Here is a 19,987-nt window from a genome sequence, read left to right as displayed (position 1 = left end):
GCGCCCCGCCGGTCGGGGGGCCGGCGGGGCGCGCCCCCGGGCGCGGGCCCGGCACCCCTTCGGCGTGCGCGGGCCCCGGCCGGGCTCGCGTCGGCGCCTTCCCCGTGTCTCCCCGGGGCCGTCACACCGGGTCCCGTCACGGGCCTTGACACCGTACGACGCGAATCTTACCGTACCGAGTGCCGATAAACGGAACAGCGTCTCAATGAATGGGACTTCAGGGCGCTTGGCCGGTCGGTTCCTGTCACTGACGACGGAAGAAGTGGCCGCATATGACCTCGCATGTCAGCAGTCCGGACCTGTCCGGACCGCATCTTCGGAGCGCCACCGGAAAGATTCTCCGACGCGTCGTTCCTGTATTCGCCGTCATGATGATGTGCAATCAGCTCAACCGTTCCAACATCGGGTACGCCCAGTCGCATCTGGAAGCGGATCTCGGTATAGGGGCGGCCGCTTACGGGCTCGGCGCCGGACTGTTCTTCATCTCCTACACGCTTTTCGAGATCCCCAGCAATGTCCTGATGGAAAAATTCGGGGCGAAGATCTGGCTCTCCCGGATCTGTGTGAGCTGGGGCATCGTCTCCGCCTGCATGCTCTTCGCGCAGGGGGAGTGGAGCTTCTACTTCCTGCGGTTCCTGCTCGGTATGGCCGAGGCCGGATTTGTGCCGGCCGTTCTCTACTACCTCACCAAATGGCTGCCGAACTCGCACCGCGGCCGGGCCAACGCGCGGTACGCGGTCGGCGCGCTCGTCGCCTTCTCCGTGTCGGGACCCGCCTCGGGGCCGCTGCTCGCCCTGGACGGGGCGTGGGGGCTCACGGGCTGGCAGTGGATGTTCCTGGTGGAGGGGCTGCTCTCCGTCGGGGTGGGGGTGTTCGCCTTCTTCTGGCTCGACTCGGAGATCGAGGACGCCCGTTGGCTGACCCGTGCCGAGCAGCACGCCCTGACCACGGCCATCGCGGCGGACGACGCCGCCGCGGCGGCGGGCCACGGGAAGGTGCGCGGCGGGCTGCTCGACGTGTTGCGCGCGCCGAAGGTCCCGCTGCTGTGCTTCATCTACTTCGCGGTCCAGATGTCGATCTACGCCAACACCTTCTGGCTGCCGTCCATCGTCCGCGGTATCGAGGGAACCGACGACTTCACCGTCGGACTCCTATCCTCGCTGCCCTGGATCTGCGCGATTTTCGCCATGTTCACCCTCGCCCGTATCGGCGACCGCACGGGCCGGCGCAAACCGCTGCTGATCGGCGCCCTGGTGGTCGCGGCGATCGGGTCCTACGCGGCGGCGGTGAGTACGCCGGTACTCGCCCTGGTGATGCTGTGCGTGGCCGCGATGGGGTTCAAGAGCATCAGCCCGATCTTCTGGCCCATCGTGCAGGGAACCGTGCATCCGATGGTGGTCGGCATGGCCATCGCGCTCATCAATTCGATCGCCAATCTCGGCGGATTCGTGGCCCCGTACGGATTCGGACTGGTGCAGGAGCGGACCGGCAGCACGTCCTGGGGGCTCATCGCCCTGGCGGCGTTCTCCCTCGTCGCCGCGTGCGCGGTGTTCTTCCTTTCCGACACCTCGGCGACCCCGGCAAAGGAACACGAACAGGCGCCCGAAGAAAACGAACAGGCAGGAAAGGAGGGGGGAAAGGGGGCGAAGGAGGCTGACGATGCCACCGGTCCGCCCGCCTCCGTACCTGGAACCATGTCCCACTGAACGGTACGTCCTTGCCGCTCCGGTGGCGGGAATGTCCGCCTCTTCCCCAGGAGATCACCCTCATGCACCTGGCCACACTCATCCACCGGGGGCGCCGACGGCTCGTCAGCAGGCCGGACGCCGACGGCACATGGCGGCTCGCGCCGGCCTCGGCCTCGCTCGCCGGTGTCATCGCCGACGGCGTCCCGCCGACCGGGGACGGCGACCCGGCCGGGGACCGTGACCCGGCCGGTGACGGCGGAGCGGCCGGTGACGGCGGACCGGTCGGTGACGGCGGACCGGTCGAGGGCGCCGAACCGATCGAGGGCGCCCCGGTCCTCCCGTACCGTCCGGCCACGTTGTACGGGATCGGCCTCAACTACCGTGACACCATCGCGGAGATGGGATGGCAGGCGCCCACTGAGCCCTATCTCTTCCCGAAACTCTCCTCCAGCGTCATCGGCACGGGCGAGGCCGTCGTCTTCGACCCGGCGCTGACCCGGCGCGTCGACTGGGAGACCGAACTCGCCGTCATCATCGGCACCGAGGCGCGCCACGTGAGCGAACGGGACGCGCCGCACCATGTCTTCGGCTACACCGTCGCCAACGACATCTCCGCGCGCGACCTCCAGGAGAGCGACGGACAGTGGGTGCGCGGCAAGGGCCTGGACACCTTCTGTCCGCTCGGCCCCCTCGTCGTCACCGCCGACGCGATCCCCGACCCGCACGCGCTGCGGGTCCGTACCTGGGTCAACGGTGAGTGCGTACAGGACGGTACGACCGCCGACATGGTCTTCCGGATCCCTGAACTGATCGCCTATCTCAGCCGGTTCTTCACCCTCCGTCCCGGGGACGTGGTGCTCACCGGGACCCCCGCGGGCTGCGGCGACTACATGAGCCCGCCGCGCGCCCTGCGCCCCGGAGACCTGCTGGAATCGGAGGTCGAGGGGATCGGGCGCCTCGTCAACCCGGTGCGGAGCGCCGCCGGCGAGGACGCCGGGCCGCTCCGGCCGCGTCAGGTGGTGGGCGGCAGGTAGCCGAGATCCGCCGACAGTTCCCGGCAGACCTGGGCCACGACCGGGCCGTACGTCGGGACGAGCGGCTCCATCCGTTCGGCCACGCCCGCCACGCTGATGCAGGCGACCGGCAGCCCGGTGTGGTCGTACACCGCCGCGCCGCAGCAGCAGCTCGACTCGTCGAACTCCCGCAGATCCTGCGACCAGCCTCGCCCCCGTGTCCGCTCGATCTCGGCGTGCAGATCCGAGACCGTGGCCGCCGTCACCGGCGACAGTGGCGAGCGTACGAGCTCGATCAGCGTCTCCTCCAGCTGGGGCTGCGGCAGCGCCGCCAGATAGGCGCGGCCGAGGGATGTCGAATGCAGGGGGCGGGAGGCGCCCAGTTCGGCGGTGACGGCGGCGGGCCGCGTCCCGCGCTCCCGGTGGACGAACACCATCGTCAGCCCGTTGGGCACACCGAGGCTGACGGTCTCCTGGGTGAGATCGGCGAGCTTGCGCAGGGCGGGGGCCGCCGCGTCCCGGAGGTTGGTCGACGCCACCGCGGCGGACGCCAGCCGTACCGCGGCCGAGCCGAGCCGCCACTGCCCGGCGGCCGGGTCGTGCGCCAGCCAGCCCTGCTCGTGCAACCGGTCGACCAGCCGGTACGCGGTGCTGCGGGTCAGCCCCAGCGCCTGGGCGATCTCGGGGGTCGAGGTGCCGCGCGTCCTGGCGACATGCGTCAGGATCGCCAGCCCCCGGTCCAGGGCGCCCGCGGCCCGCTCGCCCGAGCCGGAGCCCGGACCCGCGCCACCGGGGCCGCCCTGCGACGCGTCCACCCGGTTCGTCGTTGCCTCGTTCATCGTCCGCTTCGGCCTTCCCTGTTCTCCGCACGGCGTTCCTCCGGCGGTGTTCCCCGTACGGGCCGCCCGCGCTCATCGGATGACACTACCGACCCACTCCGGGTGCTGTCACCGGGACTTGTGCGCTCCCCAGGACCATTGCTACGGTCAATCTACCCAGTAAACGAGATCCAATCCCATTGATTGGGAATCCGCCTGAACTTCACACGCACCCGACCCGCGATCCGACCCTCCCCGACTCCTCCGAGGTGAGCCCCGACATGCCCCCCGTTCACGAGCACGAACCTCTGGAACCCCAGGTCCTGGACAAGCTGCGCCGCATCAGCACCGCCACCCTCGCCACCCGGCTCTTCGCGGAGGGGCTGCGGCAGCAGTTCCTCGTGGGGCTCTCGCCCCTCAACCCCGATCTCGACGGCTTCGTCGGCGAGGCGTTCACCATGCGCTTCATACCGGCGCGCGAGGACCTCGACACCCTCGAAAGCCTGCCGGGCGAGGACAACCTCCAGTGGCTGGGTGTGGAGAGCCTGAGCGAGGGCCAGGTGATGGTCATCGACAGCCGCAGCGACATCTCCGCCGCCTCGGCCGGCGACATGCTCGTCACCCGGGCCCTGCACCGCGGCGCCACCGCGTTCATCACCGACGGCGCCTTCCGCGACGGTCACGTCCTCGCGTCGCTGCCCCTCCCGACGTACGCGCGCGCCGTCACCGCCACCACCCGCCTCACCAGCTTCCACGTCGCCGACCTCCAGGTGCCCATCGGCTGCGCCGGGGTGGCCGTCTACCCCGGTGACATCCTGGTCGGGGACCGGGACGGCGTCATCGTCGTCCCCCGCCACCTCGCCCCGCGCATCGTCGACCAGGCCCTGGAGCAGGAGGAGCTGGAGCACTACCTGCACACCCGGGTGCACGCGGGGGAACCGCTTCTCGGCGGGCTCTACCCGCCGAGCGAGGAGACCAGGGAACAGTTCCGCCAGTGGAAGAAGGCCCGCGCGTGACGACGTACGAGACCGGGGACACCACCGCGTTCGGAAAACTGGACGAGCCGGCGCGCCGCGCACGGATGGAGGCCACCATCCGTACGTACTTCGACGGGTGCAACGAGGCCGACGTCGAGAAGATGGCCGCCACCTTCCACCCCGACGCCGTCCACTACTTCCCGCCGGGCCTCGACGGACCCTGGAAGGGTGCCCGCACCATCGCCGAGAACTGGCGCGGGCTCACCCTCACCATCGGCTCGGCCTGGACCATCGACCGGCTGATCACCGACCCGACGACCCACCAGGCCGTCATCGAGTGGACCCACTACAAGACCCGGCAGGGCGGCTTCCTGCGCGGCGACGAGTGGTACGCCTTCGACCCGGGAACCGGCCTGATCACCGAGATCCGCGCCTACTACGCCGCCCGCTCGGACGGCCGGGACCACGTCGAACTCGAAGGGTTCGACTACGGCTCCCGCGGCTACCACCTGGGCTGCCCCGTCGACCGCCCGCACCCCGACGCGCGGTACCCGGCCCCGGAGCCGGCGGAAGGCCCCACGCCCTGACCGCGCCCGGCCTCGCCACCCGTACAACCCCCCATCCTCGAAGGAGCCCTCGCATGACGTCCGCCACCCGCCCGACCCCCGCCAAGCCCTTCGCCACCGCACCGGGGGAGGCCACCCTCGACCGTATCTCCGCCGTGCGCGTCAGTCTCGTACGGCTGCCGCTGCACGCCCCGATCAGCGACGCCAAGGTGCTGACGGGCCGTCAGAAGCCGCTCACCGAGATCGCGTTCCTCTTCGCCCGGATCACCACCGAGGGCGGCCACGAGGGCATCGGCTTCGGCTACTCCAAGCGCGCGGGCGGCCCCGGGCTCTACGCCCACGCCCAGGAGATCGCCCCCGAACTCATCGGCGAGGACCCCAGCGACACCGGCCGCCTCTGGCAGAAGCTCGTCTGGGCCGGCGCGTCCATGGGCCGCAGCGGACTGACCACCCAGGCCATCGCCGCCTTCGACATCGCACTCTGGGACCTCAAGGCCCGCCGGGCCGGGCTCCCCCTGGCCAAACTGCTGGGCGCGCACCGTGACTCCGTGCAGTGCTACAACACCTCCGGCGGCTACCTCTCCATGCCCATCGAACAGGTGCTGGAGAACACCGGGCTCTCCCTGTCGCGCGGCATCGGCGGCATCAAGATCAAGGTGGGGCAGCCGGACACCAAGGAGGACCTGCGCCGCGTCCAGGCCGTCCGCGAACACATCGGCGACGACGTCCCGTTGATGGTCGACGCCAACCAGCAGTGGGACCGCACCACCGCCGCCCGCATGGGCCGGGCCCTGGAGAACTTCGACCTCACCTGGATCGAGGAGCCGCTCGACGCGTACGACTCCGAGGGCCACGCGGCGCTCGCGGCGAGCCTGGACACCCCGGTCGCCACCGGCGAGATGCTCACCAGCGTCGCCGAACACACCGACCTGATCCTCACCGGCGCCGCCGACTTCATCCAGCCCGACGCCCCGCGCGTCGGCGGCATCACCCCGTTCCTCCAGATCATGGCCCTCGCCGACCACAAGGCCCTCAACCTGGCCCCGCACTTCGCCATGGAGATCCACCTCCACCTCGCCGCCGCCTACCCGCGCGTCACCTGGGTCGAACACTTCGAGTGGCTGGAGCCGATGTTCAACGAACGCCTGGAACTCCGCGAAGGCCGCATGATCGTCCCGAGCCGCCCGGGCCTCGGCCTCTCCCTCAGCGACCAGGCGGCGGCCTGGACCACGGAGGACATCACGGTCACGGGCTGACCCCGCGCGGTCCACGGCCCCCTTACTCCTTTCCGCGTCGATGCGCAGTCGAACAGCCGAATTCGTGCGTATTCGGGTCCACTCGGTGCGTTGCGGGTCTAGGCTCGTTGCGTGACCTGGGCGCAGTCCGACGTGGGAGGGGGAGGGATGCCGCTGCATCCGCCGGAGCAGATGACCGCTCTTCCGCTGCTGGAGCGCGAACCCGAACTGGCCGCCGCGGCCCGCGCGGTGGACGCGCTCTGCGCGGTGGCGCCGTCCGGTGGGGTCCTCGTGTACCGGGGCGCCGCCGGGCTCGGCAAGACCGCGCTGCTCTCCGAGGTGCGCCGGCTCGCCGCCGGGCGCTGCGCCGTGTGGGCGGCGCGCGGTGGGGAGAGCCTGACCTCGGTGCCGTTCCATGTCGTACGGCAACTCCTCCAACCCGCTCTCGTGGTCGCCGAAACGCCGGACGGGCAGGGTGAGCACGCGGAACGCCACGAGCGCGACGGGTACGGCGACGCGGCCGACCTGCTCGGCGAGCGGTACGAGATCGTCGGTCCCGCGCTCGGGATACTGCCGCCCGGCGACCAGCCCGCCGCTCCGCAGGGCGTCAGGGACGGCCTGGACGCGTTCGTCGAACGGCTCGCGGAGGTCCACGGCCCGCTCCTGCTCACCGTGGACGACGCGCAATGGGCCGACCTGGAGACCCTTGCCTGGCTCGCCTCCTTCGCCCGGCGCCCCGGGCGCGCCCTGCCCGTCCTCGTGGTCGTCGGATACCGCACCGAGGAAGCCGTCGGCGAGGCCGAGGAGCACCTCAGGACGCTGGGCTCGGCGGCCCGGCTGCTGGTCACCCTCCGCGAACTCACACCCGACGCCACGGCCGGGCTCGCGCGGGCCGGGCTCGGGGAGCACGCGGACGACCCGTTCTGCCGCGAGGTGTGGGAGGTGACCGGCGGCAACGCGTACGAGACCGTCGAACTCCTCGCGAAGGTACGGGACAGCGCGATCGACCCCGTCGGGAACAACGCCGGCGAACTGCGCGCCCTCGGTGCGTCGGCGCGCGGCACCGGGCTCATCGCCCGGCTGGAGGAACTCGGTACGGCCACCACCCGGTTCGCCTGGGCCGCCGCCATCCTCGGTACGGACATCTCCCTCGACCTGACCATCTCGCTCGCGGGCATGAGCGACGAGGAGGCCGCCGAGTGCGCGCAGCGGCTGCGCACCGCTCGGATCCTCGTCGGCGTCGACCCGCTGGAGTTCGTCCATCCGCTGATCGCCGGAGCCGTCTACCGCGCCATCCCGCCGGCCGTACGTGCCGCGATGCACGGCCTCGCCGCCTGGGCGGTCTCCCGCAGCGGCCGGGGAGCCGCCGCCGCGGCGCCGCACCTCCTCGAAGTGCACCCCGACGGCGACCCCGAACTGGTCGAGCAGTTACGGGAGGCCGCCGCGGAACACCTCGCGGTCGGAGCCCCCGACGCCGCCCGCCGCTGCCTCGAACGGGCCCTTGCGGAACCGCCGTTGTCCACCGTGAGGGGACCGCTGCTGTATGAGCTGGGCTGCGCCACCCTGCTGACCTCGCCCGCCACCACGGTCGGACACCTGCGCGCCGCGCTCGACACCCCGCACCTCGACGACGCCCTGCGCGTGGACGTGGTGTTCCGGCTCGCGCAGGCCCTGACCCACAACAACCAGACCGGTGACGCCGCCCATGTCGTGGCCACCGAGGTCGCCCGTACCGGGGACGGACCCGCCAGGATGCGGCTCCAGGCCGCGCACTTCCTCTGGGAGGGCGTCCAGGCCATAGAGGAGGACGGTGCGGACCGGTCGCGCCGCCTCGCCCGTACGGCGGCGCCGCTCACCGGCCGGGACAACACCGAACGCGTCCTGCTGATGCTGCGCGCCTTCGACGGCACGGCCCGCGGTGAGAGCGCCGAGGAAATCGTCCAGATCGGTGAACGCGTCCTGCGGGACGGCGGGTTGCCGCCCGGGGTCGGCTGGGCCGACCAGGGATGGGGGTTCGAACCCCCGGCCCTCCTCGGACTCTCGTACGCCTTCGCCGACCGGCTCGACCGTGCCGAGAGCCTCTTCACCGAGGCGCTGCGCGCCTTCGAGATCTCCGGCTGGAGCGGCGGCCATCTCGCCTTCGCCCACGCGCTGGTCGGCTACGTCCACCGCAGGCGCGGCCGGCTCGCCGACGCCGAGATGTATCTGCGCGAGAGCCTGCGCATGGCCGACCGGGTCGGCAACGGCCTGCCGGTGAACTGGGACGCCGTCTGCATGTTCCTCGACACCCTCCTCGCGCGCGGCCATGTCGACGAGGCCGCGGAGGCCGCCGAACGGTACGCGTTCGCGCCGCCGTACTCCTCCACGATCGTCATCCCCGACGCCCCCTCCGTCCGCGGCCGGCTGCTGCTCGCCCTCGGCCGGAAGGACGAGGCCGTCGCCGAACTGGAAGCGGCCGGGCAGGCGTTGCGGGCCCGGGGACGGCACAACGTCGTCATGGCACCCTGGTCCCTCGACCTCGCGCGGGCCCTCGCCGACGAGGACCCGCGCCGCGCGGCCCACCTCGCCTCGTACGCCCGGGACCGCGCCGAACGCTTCGGCACGCACACCGCCATCGGGGTGGCGCTCTGCTGCACCGCGTCGCTGAGGGAGGGCGCGGAGCGGGTCGAGCTGCTGGCCCAGGCCGTCGCACATCTCGAAGCGTCGCCCTGCGCGTACGAACGCGCCGTCGCCCGGGTCGAGTACGGCATGGCCGCCGGGTTCCACGCCGAACTGGCCTGCGGGCTCGAACTCGCCGAGAGCTGCGGCGCCGACGGGCTGGCGGCCCGGGCGCGCCGGGCCATGGACTCCCACCACGTGCAGCGCTGAGACGCCTGAAGGGCGGGCGGGATCCGTACGAGGGGCCCCGGGGGAGGGCCGGCTCGGGAGGGCGGACCAGTAGGCTCTGACCGCACGCCCATTCCGTGACAGGAGACCGGCCCCCTTGTCCCACCAGCCCGACCGCACCGGCCACAGCACCGACCGCACCGGCCACGCGGGCCACAGCACCGGCCACGCCGCACTCGACGATCCGGGTCTGCGGGCCGACTGCGCGAACTGCTTCGGGCTGTGCTGCGTCGCCCTGACCTTCTCCGCCTCGGCCGACTTCCCCGTGCACAAGGCCGCGGGCGAACCCTGCTCCCATCTGCGGACGGACTTCCGCTGCTCCGTCCACCGCGAGCTGCGGCAGCGCGGCTTCCAGGGCTGCACGGTCTACGACTGCTTCGGCGCCGGCCAGAAGATCTCCCGGATCACCTACGGCGGACAGGACTGGCGGCAGGCCCCGCACACCGCCGACGAGATGTTCGCGCTGCTCCCGGTGGTACGGCAGCTCCAGGAACTCCTGCGGTATCTGACCGAGGCCCTCACCCTGGAGCCGGCCCGCGCGCTCCACGGCGAACTGCGCGCCGCCCTGGAGGAGACCGAACGCCTCACCCTCGCCGACCCCGCCACCCTGCTGGCCCTGGACGTCGCGGCCCGCCGTGCCGCCGTCAACCCCCTGCTGCTGCGGACGAGCGAACTCGTCCGGGCCCAGGTCAAGGGCAAGAAGAAGAACCGCAGGGGCGCCGACCTCTTCGGCGCCCGGCTCAGGGGCGCCGATCTGCGGGGCGCCGACCTGCGCGGGGCGTACCTGATCGCCGCCGATCTGCGCGGCGCCGACCTCAGACTGGCCGATCTGATCGGGGCCGACCTCCGCGACGCCGATCTGCGCGGCGCCGATCTGACCGGCAGCGTCTTCCTCGTCCAGACCCAGGTCAACGCGGCGCGGGGCGACGCGGACACCAAGCTGCCGCCGTCACTCGCGCGCCCCGCCCACTGGTAGCCGCCGCGCCCCGCGTCACCGTCCGCCCGGGGCGCTCCGGTCCCGCCGGGCAACTCCGCGCCGTACGAGGAAGAGCGCGAGCGCCGAGAGCGCTGCCGCGCAGATGAACGCCACCGGCAGCACGCCCCCTGCCCCTGACCCGGCCGCCCGCGCGTGGACGGCGGGCGTCGTCGACGGTACGGGGTGGGCCCGTACGGCCTTCTCGACCGCGCCCGGCTCCGGGCCCGCCGCCTCCACCGTCGGGCGCGGCGGCAGGGGTGCCGGGGGCGGCTGGAGCGATCCCACCGGGGTCACCCGGCCGTGCGCGCCGAACCCCCAGTCCAGCAGCTCCCTGGCCTCCTCGTACACGGCGTGGACGCCGCCCCACTGCGGGTTCATCACCGTCACCAGCAGGGTGCGGTCGCCGTGCCGGGCGGCGGCCACCAGGGTGTAGCCGGCGTCCGTGGTGTAACCGTTCTTGACACCGATCAGCCCCGGGTACGCCTCCACCCCGTCGGCGCCGGTCAGCAGCCGGTTGGTGTTCATGATGCCGAAGGTGCCGCCGTAACCGGGGAATTCGGCGTCGACCGTCGAGCTGTAACGGACGAAGTCGGGCGAGGCCAGCCCCGTACGCCCGAACACCGCCAGGTCGTACGCGGAGGAGACCTGGCCCGGGGCGTCGTAGCCGTCGGGGGAGACCACATGGGTGTCGAGCGCGCCGAGCAGCTTCGCCTTGTCCCGCATCTGCTTGACGGTCCTGTCCAGGCCGCCGTTCATCTCGGAGAGGACGCGCACGGCGTCGTTGCCGGAGCTGAGGAAGACGCCCCGCCACAGGTCGGCCGCCTCGTACCGTACGCCGGGGACGACGCCCACCAGGCTGCTGCCCGGACCGATGTCGTCCAGCTCCTCGTCCGTGACCAGGTGCTGGGCGTGCTCGGACAGCCGCGGCAGCGTGGTGACGGCGAAGAGCGTCTTGAGGGTGGAGGCGGGCGGCAGCTCGCGGTGCGCGTCGCGCGCGGCGAGCACGTCGCCGGTCCGGGCGTCGGCGACCAGCCAGGACAGGGCGGAGACCTCCGGCGGCGCGGGGGCGCCACGCGCGGGCAGGACCTGGACACCGTCGCGGCGCAGCAGCGAACCGTCCAGGGCGGCGGCGGGGGCGGCACCGGCGCGGGCCGGCGTGGACGGGGCGGCCGGGCGGCTCGGGGCGGCCGAACCGCTCGCTCCGGGGGCCCCGGGGGTGCCGGGCGGGGCGTGGGTGCCGGGGGCGCCCGCGACCGCGATCGCGGCGCCCTCGGGCAGGCCCGGGGCCCGTACGACCGGATCGGTACGGGAATCCGCGGCGGCCGGGTGGGACGCCGGCAGAAGGACCAGCAGGCCGGCGGCGAGAGCCGCCGTGCCGGAGAGTGCGGAGCGCATCACGGATCTGATGATCATTCGGCCACGGTAGGAACGGACCGCGTCGCGCGCCCCTCGCGTGGGCCGACCGGATGTATCACCGCCCCGGTCGGCCCCTCAAGGGCGTACACCCGAACGGGTGAGACGGCGGGGAAGTCAGCGCTCGACGGGCGCGGGGTCGGCCGCGGGATCCGCGCCGGAGCCCGGCTCCCCGCCGCTGCCGGGCTCCCGTACGGGCGGCTCCGCGCCGGCCGCCCCGGTGGTGATGACGTCGGTGCCGATGACGTCCGTACCGATGACGTCCAGCAGGGCGAGCTTGTCGGCGGCGTCGGTCCCGGGCGTCGCGGAGTAGGCGGCGATCCGCAGATCGCACCCCGGCACCGTGAGCGTGTCGCAGTCGACCGTCACGGGCCCGACGTCCGGGTGGTGGACGGTCCAGGTCCCGGTGGCGTGCGCACCGACGATCCGGGAGTTCCAGAGCACCGCGAACCGGTTGCTGACGCGCCGCAGCTCACCGATGAGGAAACGCAGCCGTACGTCGGTCGGATAGCGGACGGTGGCCGCCCGCAGATCGGCGACGAGCGCCGCCTCGAACCCGGCCTCCTGCTCCACGGTGTGGACGATCCGGCTGGGCCCGCCCGTGAAGTGCTGCCAGGCGGCGTTGCGCCCGCGCGGCGGGGCCTGCGCGGGGTCACCGACCAGGGCGGCCCACAGCGGATTCCAGGTGATCAGGTTCCAGGACGCGTCATGGACCCCGATCGGGGTGCCCGCGAGCCGCCCGAGCAGCCGCCGCACGCTGGCGGGGACGTGGTCCGGGACCCGGCCCACGGCGGGCGGGGACTGCCCGGCGAGCAGGAAGAGATGGCGGCGCTCGTCCTCGGAGAGCCGCAGGGCGCACGCCAGCGAGGTCAGCACCTGCACGGAAGGGGAGGTGGCCCGCCCCTCCTCCAGCCGCACGAGATAGTCCACGGACAGACCGGTCAGCCGGGCCAGCTCCTCGTGCCGCAGCCCGCCCGTCCTGCCGGGCTCGTCCGCGGACGGCCCGGCCTCGGCCGGGGCGATCCGGTCACGCCAGCGGTGCAGGGCCGTGCCCAGCTCTCCGTGTCGGGTCATGGGGCCAGTATCAGCGCGTACGGCCGCCCCCGCCTGATACCGGCCGGTACCCGAACGGTGCAAGGCCGGTGGCGGGCGCGGGGCCACGGCGAGGACCAGGGAGAGGCCGGGCCGGGGCCCGCGCGGGCCGGGCCTGTTCCCGCGCTCCTCTTCCCTCCACAGCGGCGGGTATGCCTGAATGCCACGTTCCGTGCGGAGTGTTGCGAGTAGACGCCAACCTCGCCCGAAGGGCCCTGATCAGGACTACCGTTGATCCCGAACCGTGGTGCGAGGCGTTCTCCGACGCCGGGCCACAGATCAGGGGAGCGGGGGAGCGGGACATGCTGGATCCCATGTCGCTGGCGGCGATCACCGCGGTGCTGGGCGCCGTGGGCGCGGGGATGGCCAACGAGGCGGGGAAGTGGGCCTGGGAATCGGCCGGAGGCCTGGTGCGCCGCATCGTCGGGCAGGAGGTGGCGGCGCCGACGGGACCGGGCGAGCTGTCCGCCGTGGCCCGTCTCGTCCACGAGAGCGTGCGCGACGATCCCGCGCTCGCCCGCGCCTGGGCGGCGTTCGCCCGTACGGCCCCACTCCCCGCCACGGCGGACGGCATCCCCGTACTGCCGCCCTCCATACGGTTCTTCACGGATCGTCAGGGCCCGATGAGGCTGCTGGAGCGGGAGGCCTCGCGCAAGGCCGACGGACGGCCCAGGCTCGCGCTGATCCACGGCTCCGAGGGCATCGGCACCAGCGCCCTGGCCGTCCACTGGGGATGCCGGGAAGCCGCCCGGTTCCCCGGCGGACAGCTCTACGCCGACCTGCGTGGCGCCTCCGCGGGGACCGCTCTCGACAGCGCCGTGGTGCTGCGCGGTCTCCTGGTCCAGTTGGGCATGGACCAGGACGACATCCCACCGGGCGCGGCGGACCGGCGCGCGTCTTTCCGGCGCTGCGTGGCCGACCGGCGGCTGCTCGTCGTGCTGGACCACGCACACTCGTCCGCGCAGGTCCAGCCGTTGCTGACCTCCGCGCCCGAGGTGTTCACGGTGGTGGTCGCGCGTCGGCCGCTGCCCGGTCTGGACGCGGTGCCCGTTCCGGTCGGACCGCTGTCCGACAAGGACGCGCGCCGGCTGCTCACGGACCTGGCGGGCAGCCAGACCGTGGCCGCGGCGCGCGCCGTGCTGCCGCGGGTGCTGGAGCGGTGCGGCGGTTCGCCGTACGCCCTGCGGGCAGCCGCGCCCCTTCTCCTGGAGCCGGAGGCGGAGGGTGCGCCGGCGCCGGAGCCAGGGCCGGCGTCGGCGCCGGCCCTGGCTGACCCGGCCCCGCCGCGGCACCGTACGGGGGAGGCGTTCTCCGTGACCGGCCGCGACCCCGTCCGTACCGCCGCCGAGCGGACGTACCGAGGGCTGGAGCCCGGCGCGGCCCGCGTCTACCGGCTGATGTCGCTGCGCGAGTGGCCCGCGCTCGGACCGGACGTCGTCGCCTCCGTCGCCGGGATACCCGAGGCCGAGGCGGCCCAGTCCCTCGGGGTGCTGGCGGGCGGCCAGTTGCTGGAGCTGACGGACACCGGCCGCTACCGCTACCGTCCCGCGATCCGTGGCCACGCGGAGGCGACCGCCTTCCGTACGGACGGTATCGCGGCCTGCTCGGCGGCCATGACCGGCACGGTGCGGTGGTATCTGCGCCTCGCGGTGCGGGCCCGGCTCGCCGCCCTGCCGCAGGCCTGGGCGATCGGCCCGCTCTACGACGAGCTGGCGGGCACCTCCGGCCCGTACGGCGACGAGGGCGAGGCGCTCACCGCGCTCCGCGCCGAACTGGGCAACCTCGTCCAGGCGGTCCTGGCCGCCGAGGAGTTCGGCGACCCCGACTCCGTCTACCAGCTCTGCCAGGCCCTCTGGCCGCTCCAGCTCAAGGCGGGCCACCACGACGAGATCCTTCCGGCGCTCCGGGCCGGGGCACGGGTGGTGGATACCCACCACCCCGGATCCCGGATGGCCGGGCGCATGCATGTCCTGCTGGCACTGAACCTGATGGAGCTGTGGCATTACGAGGAGGCCGAGACCCATCTGACCGCCGCCGTCCGGGCCGAGGCGGAGGCCGGGCACCGGCGCGGGCAGGCGTCCGCCGTCGAGTCACTGGGGCTGCTGCGACTGCGGCAGTGGCGCTTCCAGGAGGCGTACGCGTGCTTCGAGGAGGCGTCAGCCGTCCTGGACGGGGTGGGCCCCGACGACGAGGGCGCCCGCGATCTGCCGCGCGCCCGCGCCCTGTTGGAGCGGCACCGGGGCCGGGCCCTGCGCGGCCTCGGCGGCTTCCCCGAGGCCAGGGAGCGCCTGGAGTCGGCCCTCGGTTTCTTCCGGGCCGGCGCCGACCCGTACAACGCGGCGAGGACACTCACCGACCTGGCCGAGACCCATCTCGCCGAGGGGCGCCCGGAGAGCGCGCTGCCGCTGATCGACGAGGCGACCGCCACCCTCGACAAGGAGAAGGCAGCCCACCACCTCGCGCATCTGCGCGCCCTGCGCGAGCGCTGCCTCAGCGCTCAGGAATGACCGGTGCGACCGGTGCGACCGGTGCGACGGGGGTGCCGGGAGTGCCGGGAGTGCCGGGGATGACCGGGTCCCTCGGGCCTACCGGCGTGACCGACACCTGGCAGACGCCCGCGCCGGTGTGTACGGTCATCCCGCCCGCCGCCAGCTCATCCGGTGTGCTTCCTCCGGCCAGCCAGGCATGGAGGGCGGAGGCACAGACGGCGGGGTCCGCCCCGGACAGGGGGCCGTCAGGGGCGTGAGCGGAGAGCCGCAGCAGGGATCCGGCGCGGGTACGGACCGTACACACCCCGCCCTCGGCGACGAACGCCGCCAGGGCGCTGTGCGGATGGCGGGCCAACACCTCCTCCGTCCACCGCTCGGGTCCGCCGAACCGGGGGTCGTCCGCCGCGCCGTACCGGAAGATCACATCCGCCAGGGCGAGCCGCCCGGGGTCCAGGGTGTCCTCGTGCACAGCGGTGTGCGCGTCCCCGCCCTCCTCGTCCTCCCCGGGCTCCGCGCGCGGATCCGCGTACCGGGCCACCTCGACCTCGCCCGCACCGAGCAGCCGGGTCACCACCCTGAGCGGGGCCGTTCGGGTGACCGGTTCGTAGGACGGCAGCGGCAGCGGGTCCAGCAGCGCGGGCTCCGAGGGCTCGGGGACGCCGATGAGCCCGTAGAAGTGGCGCCGTAGCAGGGTCGCGGCCTCGCCGGGCACCGATGAGACCAGCCCGGCAGGACCTGGGTCCGGCTCCGTGGCCGGCTGAGGACCGGGGCGGCTGTTCAGCAGCGTCTCCAGTTGGGACCGGAGTGGCGCGTGGGGCGCGAGCCGGGGCGCCCGCCGTACGAACGCGGCCACCGGCGAGCCCGCGTCGAGGCCGTCCGTCGGCGCCGCGCCCAGCAGTACGGGGGTGCCGAGGGCCGCTCCGTAATAGGTCACGGAACCGGCGTCCCCGATGATCACATCGGCTGCGATCAGTGCCTGACGCCACCCGTCCAGAGGATCCACCAGCGCCAGACCGCCCCGCCGGGCCCGGTCCAGCCAGGCGCGGACCTGGCCGGGACCGTGACCGTGCCAGATGTTGGGGTGCAGCACGGCGGCCGGCCGGTACGTGTCGGCGGGCAGCTCGGCCGTGAGGCGCGGCAGCAGGGACGGCAGCACATCCTCGGCCCCGCCGTCCCCGAAGAGGGAGTCCGGGTTCCAGGTCGAGTTCAGCAGGACGAGCCGCTGGCCCCGGCGGACCCCGAGGGCCCGGCGGAAGCGCTCGCGGTACGGAACGGCGGCCAGCATGCGGTCGAAGCAGGGGTCACCGGCGAGGACGGCGGTGGAAACCGCTTCCGGACAGGCGGCACGCAACCGCTCCACCTGCTCGGGATGGGAGAGGACCAGTGAGTCCGCCACCGGTGTGCCGTCGGCGAGCAGCCACTCGGGAGAGAGCCCGAAGACAGGTGGTGCCACACCGGCGTTTCCTTCCGCCGCCATGCCCGCACCCGTGCCTGCACCCGCACCCGCACCCGCACCCGCATGCGCATCGGCCGAAGGGCGTCCGGTGTCCGGTGTCCGGTGTCCGGTGTCCGGTGTCCGGTGTAGCCAGCCTCTTATTATAGCCAACGCCGTGCGAGAGAACCGACAACTTTCCCTTGATGGAGTGGAGTTGGCCGCCGAAGCTTGCCGAGATCGCCAGATCCACCGGGAGGGCGACCGCCTGCTCCCACGGAAGCACCGGCACGCCGGTCTTCGCCAGCAGGTCGGCCACCCCGGCCTGGAACGGCGACGAACCGGTGCAGGTGGCGAGCGCCTGTATCCGCAGGTCGTCCCTGAACAGCGGGAGAACGTCCAGCAGCCGGGTCGCCGATGTCACGTTGTGCACGACGAACAGCACCAGCCGGCACCGCCCGCGCGTCGTCCACCGTGCCGACCCGGCGCCCACCGGCACCCGTATCCAGCCGTCCGGCTCCTCGTTCATCCACCCGCCCCGCGTCGACGTGCCGTCGCGACCTCAGATCGCGAGTTCCGTCTCGATCCGCTTGAGGTTGTGGCGGGCCAGCGCGAGGTTGGCGCGACCGCGGTCGAGCGCGAGGTAGAGGAAGAGCGATCCGTGACTGGACAGCAACGGCCGGATCAGGTGGTACTGCTTGCCGAGAGTGATCAGGATGTCGACCACGGCGTCGTCGACGTCCAGCATCGCGAGGGTGCGGATCTTGGCGCGCACGACCTCGGTGTTCCCCGCCGCCGCGACCTCCAGATCGAGCCCCTGGTCCCCGCCCAGCGTTCCGAGTGACAGTCCGCTCTCGTAGTCGACCACGGCCACACCGAGCGCGCCGTCGATTGCCATGGCCTCTTTGAGCGCGGTCTCAAGGTTCATCGTGTGGTCCTGTTCTGAAAGAGCCGAAACTTTGCGGACGAAATAATGCCAAACCTGGTCACCAGGGGACTAGTTGAAGACTAGAGTACTGTGAAATCAGCCGTAACCCGAAGGGATGTACGTGTCAGCGATCGAATCGTCCCTCGCCCGGCTCATGGAGATGCCCGGGATGACAGGAGCCGCTCTGGTGGACGCGGTCACCGGTCTTACGTACTGCGTGGTCGGAGACGCTGCCGAGGTCGGGGACGGCGGGGAAGCGGCCGAACTCACCGCCGTGATCGCGGCCCAGGTGGACCGGGTGGGGGCCGAGAGTGAGCTGGAGAGTGTGATCGTGACGAGCGTGCGCCGTTACCACGTGGTGCAGGCGGTGCGGCGCGCGGGCGACCCCGTACTGCTGGTCGCGGCGCTGGACCGCGACCGGACGAATCTCGCCCTGGCGATGCGCCGGCTCACCGAACACGCGGAAGGTGTGCTCGCATGAGCGGTGTCTCCGACCCTCAAGGGTCCTCGCAGCCGGTCCCGTTGGGGACGGGGCCCTCGGACACCCCGGCGCCGCGCAACGTCACGGCGTTGCTCGTACGGCTGCAACAGGAGCGCTACAGCGGTACGGTGTCGGTCTCCGGGGCGCCTGGAGGAACGATTCACCTCAGGAACGGCCTGATCAGCGCGATCGAAACCCCCGGGACTCCCTCGGTCGAGTCCGCCCTGCTGAAGTCGGGCCGGATCGACGACGAGGGGTGGGCGTCCGCCCTCGCGGCGGCCCAGGACACGGACGGTCTCGGGGCGGCCCTCGTCGGCCAGGGACTGGTGGGCGAGACCGAGTTGGAGGTCCTCTGCACCGCGACGATGTACGAGGGAGCCTTCGCGATGGCGCTCACCCGGCCGGACGGCTGGGAGGTCTGCGGGCCCACCCAGACCGTACTCGGGGGGTATCCCGCGCAACCGCAGGACGTCGCCGAGGAGACCGCGCGGCGGCTGGCGTTCGTCACCGGCCGCTGGGGGTCACCGGGCGAGCTGGCCAGGACCCGGCTGCGGCCCTCGGCGAGCGCGGAACGGGCCGCCGGCAGGCTGGCACCGCGCCACACCGCGCTCCTCGCCCTCGCCAACGGCCGCCGGACACCGCGCGACCTCGCCTTCTTTCTCGGCCGGGGGCTGTTCGCCGTGATGGTGGATCTGATCAGGATGGACGACCTCAAGCTCGTCCAGTGGGAAGGCGACCGGCGCCCCGCGGGCAGGCCGAGCACCGCGCCCCGCCTCCCGGGCGCGAGCGCGGGCGAGGGCGGCGGACCCGCCGAGGCGGAGCCGCGGTTGTCCGCCGGGTCCCTGCCGCGCCGGGTCCCCGGCCCCCGCCCCCAGTGGGCACCGGGCGTCAAGCCGGGGGTGGCACCGACGCCACCCGCCGGAGCGACGGCGCCGGAACACTCGGGGCGCCGGCACCCCTCAGGACAGACGGACGGCTCGTAGCCCGGCCGCGGTACGTGGCCGGAGCCTTGTAGAACGCCCCACGGCAGGACCGCTGCCGGATCATCATCAAGGAGCGAAACCATGCACGCAGACTCGTCCGTCACGCCCCTCGTCGAAGTTCTGGCCTCGCTGCGGGAACGGGTGCTGGGGGCGTCGGAAAGTGTTCTGTCCACCGCCGACGGCCTGATGGTCGCCGCCGACACCGACACACTCCAGCCGGAGTCCGTGGCCGCGCTCGCCGCGGCCACCCTGGGGCTCGGCCAGCGCATGGCGCAGCAGGCCGACGCGGGCGCGCTCCGCGATGTGGTCATCCGCTGCGCGGCCGGGCAGATCATCGTCCTCGCGGTGGGCGACCGGGCGCTGCTCTCCATCCTGGGCGACGAGGGGATGGACATCGTCGCGCTGAAGCGCGAGGCTCCCGCTCTCGTGGCCGAGTTGGTCAAGCTCCTCGAAGGAGACGTGTCCGCCTGAACCGGCGGATCCCGGGGCGGACGCGGGCGTACGGGGCGGCGGCACGGCTCCGCTCCCCGCGAGCGGTCGCCCGCCCCGGTTCGTCTCTCCTCAGTTCCGTGGCCGTCGTCTTCGCGGCTGTCGTCCCCGTGGCTGTCGTCTCCGGGGCGCCACCACGCGCAGGTCGGCCTCGATCCGGGCCACCGTCGCGAGCGGCGGGGGCAGCAGATCACGCCGTACCGACTCGATCGTGTGACGGCTCGTGTGGACCGGGACGTTGACGGCCGCGACGACGGTGCCCGTCCGGTCCGTACCCTTACGGCGACCGAGCGCAGGCCTTCCTCCAGCTCCTGGCCGACCAGCGCGTACCCCTGGCGCCGTACACGTTCCAGCTCCGCGCGCAGCAGATCGACGGAGACGGTGGTGTACGGGGTGAGAGAGGCCGGCTCGGTGCCCTTGAGGGTGTCGCGCTTCTCGGGGAGGAAGGCGATGTACGTCTGTGTGTGACGCGCACGCCAGGAGCCGTCCGAGGGCTGTCAACAACGCCTCGCACGCCCTCG

Annotated in this window: 16 protein-coding genes and 1 pseudogene; 11 read left to right on the top strand and 6 right to left on the bottom strand. The window is 72.8% G+C overall.

From position 1 onward, the window contains the following. The first annotated feature begins 368 nt into the window (after positions 1-368). Positions 369-1,706 carry an MFS transporter gene (locus tag ACFXPL_RS07295; protein WP_384913875.1) on the top strand — a complete coding sequence of 446 codons (1,338 nt, stop codon included), beginning with the start codon at positions 369-371 and terminating at the stop codon, positions 1,704-1,706. 62 nt (positions 1,707-1,768) lie between these two features. After that, a complete protein-coding gene (locus tag ACFXPL_RS07290) occupies positions 1,769-2,722 on the top strand; it encodes a fumarylacetoacetate hydrolase family protein (RefSeq protein ID WP_384913872.1) in 954 nt (317 codons plus the stop codon). Here the strand turns inward: ACFXPL_RS07290 and ACFXPL_RS07285 are convergent. Next, positions 2,701-3,540 (bottom strand): IclR family transcriptional regulator, encoded by an 840-nt coding sequence (locus tag ACFXPL_RS07285; RefSeq protein WP_384913869.1) that lies wholly within the window; start codon positions 3,538-3,540, stop codon positions 2,701-2,703. The genes ACFXPL_RS07290 and ACFXPL_RS07285 overlap by 22 nt on opposite strands. Positions 3,541-3,800: 260 nt before the next feature. Here ACFXPL_RS07285 and ACFXPL_RS07280 point away from each other — a divergent pair, with 260 nt between their 5' ends. The 5 genes from ACFXPL_RS07280 to ACFXPL_RS07260 all read left to right on the top strand — a co-directional run bounded on the left by ACFXPL_RS07280 (position 3,801) and on the right by ACFXPL_RS07260 (position 10,159). Then, a complete protein-coding gene (locus ACFXPL_RS07280) occupies positions 3,801-4,535 on the top strand; it encodes a ribonuclease activity regulator RraA (RefSeq protein ID WP_384913866.1) in 735 nt (244 codons plus the stop codon). Beyond that, positions 4,532-5,083, top strand: coding sequence for a nuclear transport factor 2 family protein (locus ACFXPL_RS07275; protein ID WP_384913864.1), 552 nt, complete (start codon positions 4,532-4,534; stop codon positions 5,081-5,083). The genes ACFXPL_RS07280 and ACFXPL_RS07275 overlap by 4 nt, the downstream gene beginning before the upstream one ends. A 53-nt stretch (positions 5,084-5,136) precedes the next feature. After that, complete coding sequence (locus tag ACFXPL_RS07270; protein ID WP_384913861.1) at positions 5,137-6,318, top strand: mandelate racemase/muconate lactonizing enzyme family protein; 1,182 nt, start codon at positions 5,137-5,139, stop codon at positions 6,316-6,318. Between the two features lie 171 nt (positions 6,319-6,489). Continuing rightward, a complete protein-coding gene (locus ACFXPL_RS07265; protein ID WP_384914180.1) occupies positions 6,490-9,165 on the top strand; it encodes an ATP-binding protein in 2,676 nt (891 codons plus the stop codon). Positions 9,166-9,373: 208 nt separating this feature from the next. Then, positions 9,374-10,159: a pentapeptide repeat-containing protein gene (locus tag ACFXPL_RS07260; RefSeq protein ID WP_384914177.1), complete on the top strand. Its 786-nt coding sequence runs from the start codon at positions 9,374-9,376 to the stop codon at positions 10,157-10,159. A gap of 15 nt (positions 10,160-10,174) precedes the next feature. Here the strand turns inward: ACFXPL_RS07260 and ACFXPL_RS07255 are convergent, their stop codons facing one another. After that, positions 10,175-11,572 carry a D-alanyl-D-alanine carboxypeptidase family protein gene (locus ACFXPL_RS07255; protein WP_384913857.1) on the bottom strand — a complete coding sequence of 466 codons (1,398 nt, stop codon included), beginning with the start codon at positions 11,570-11,572 and terminating at the stop codon, positions 10,175-10,177. A 117-nt stretch (positions 11,573-11,689) separates the two neighbouring features. Continuing rightward, positions 11,690-12,646 (bottom strand): helix-turn-helix transcriptional regulator, encoded by a 957-nt coding sequence (locus tag ACFXPL_RS07250; RefSeq protein ID WP_384913854.1) that lies wholly within the window; start codon positions 12,644-12,646, stop codon positions 11,690-11,692. A 320-nt stretch (positions 12,647-12,966) separates the two neighbouring features. On the opposite strand from ACFXPL_RS07250, the gene ACFXPL_RS07245 reads away from it, so the two are divergent. Further along, positions 12,967-15,171: a tetratricopeptide repeat protein gene (locus ACFXPL_RS07245; protein ID WP_384913851.1), complete on the top strand. Its 2,205-nt coding sequence runs from the start codon at positions 12,967-12,969 to the stop codon at positions 15,169-15,171. On the opposite strand, the gene ACFXPL_RS07240 is transcribed toward ACFXPL_RS07245, so the two are convergent. Next, the gene (locus ACFXPL_RS07240) at positions 15,155-16,606 is read right to left on the bottom strand and encodes a hypothetical protein (RefSeq protein ID WP_384913848.1); all 1,452 of its coding nucleotides are present in this window, start codon (positions 16,604-16,606) and stop codon (positions 15,155-15,157) included. The genes ACFXPL_RS07245 and ACFXPL_RS07240 overlap by 17 nt on opposite strands. Positions 16,607-17,147: 541 nt before the next feature. Then, the gene (locus ACFXPL_RS07235) at positions 17,148-17,513 is read right to left on the bottom strand and encodes a hypothetical protein (RefSeq protein WP_384913845.1); all 366 of its coding nucleotides are present in this window, start codon (positions 17,511-17,513) and stop codon (positions 17,148-17,150) included. Between the two features lie 115 nt (positions 17,514-17,628). Between ACFXPL_RS07235 and ACFXPL_RS07230 the strand changes: the two genes are divergently transcribed. From ACFXPL_RS07230 to ACFXPL_RS07220, 3 genes are all read left to right on the top strand, one after another. Further along, positions 17,629-17,994: a hypothetical protein gene (locus ACFXPL_RS07230; protein WP_384913842.1), complete on the top strand. Its 366-nt coding sequence runs from the start codon at positions 17,629-17,631 to the stop codon at positions 17,992-17,994. Beyond that, positions 17,991-18,977 carry a hypothetical protein gene (locus tag ACFXPL_RS07225; RefSeq protein ID WP_384913840.1) on the top strand — a complete coding sequence of 329 codons (987 nt, stop codon included), beginning with the start codon at positions 17,991-17,993 and terminating at the stop codon, positions 18,975-18,977. Before ACFXPL_RS07230 ends, ACFXPL_RS07225 begins: the two co-directional genes overlap by 4 nt. 81 nt (positions 18,978-19,058) lie before the next feature. After that, complete coding sequence (locus ACFXPL_RS07220) at positions 19,059-19,448, top strand: roadblock/LC7 domain-containing protein (RefSeq protein WP_384913836.1); 390 nt, start codon at positions 19,059-19,061, stop codon at positions 19,446-19,448. A gap of 347 nt (positions 19,449-19,795) precedes the next feature. Here the strand turns inward: ACFXPL_RS07220 and ACFXPL_RS07215 are convergent. Next, positions 19,796-19,918: pseudogene (locus ACFXPL_RS07215) on the bottom strand (IclR family transcriptional regulator); the annotation flags it as partial. Positions 19,919-19,987 lie beyond the last annotated feature (69 nt).

Source organism: Streptomyces sp. NPDC059092 (assembly GCF_042756365.1).
GTDB lineage: Bacteria > Actinomycetota > Actinomycetes > Streptomycetales > Streptomycetaceae > Streptomyces.
The sequence above is the reverse complement of the archived record's forward strand: the minus strand, read 5'-3'. Positions and strand labels throughout refer to the sequence as shown.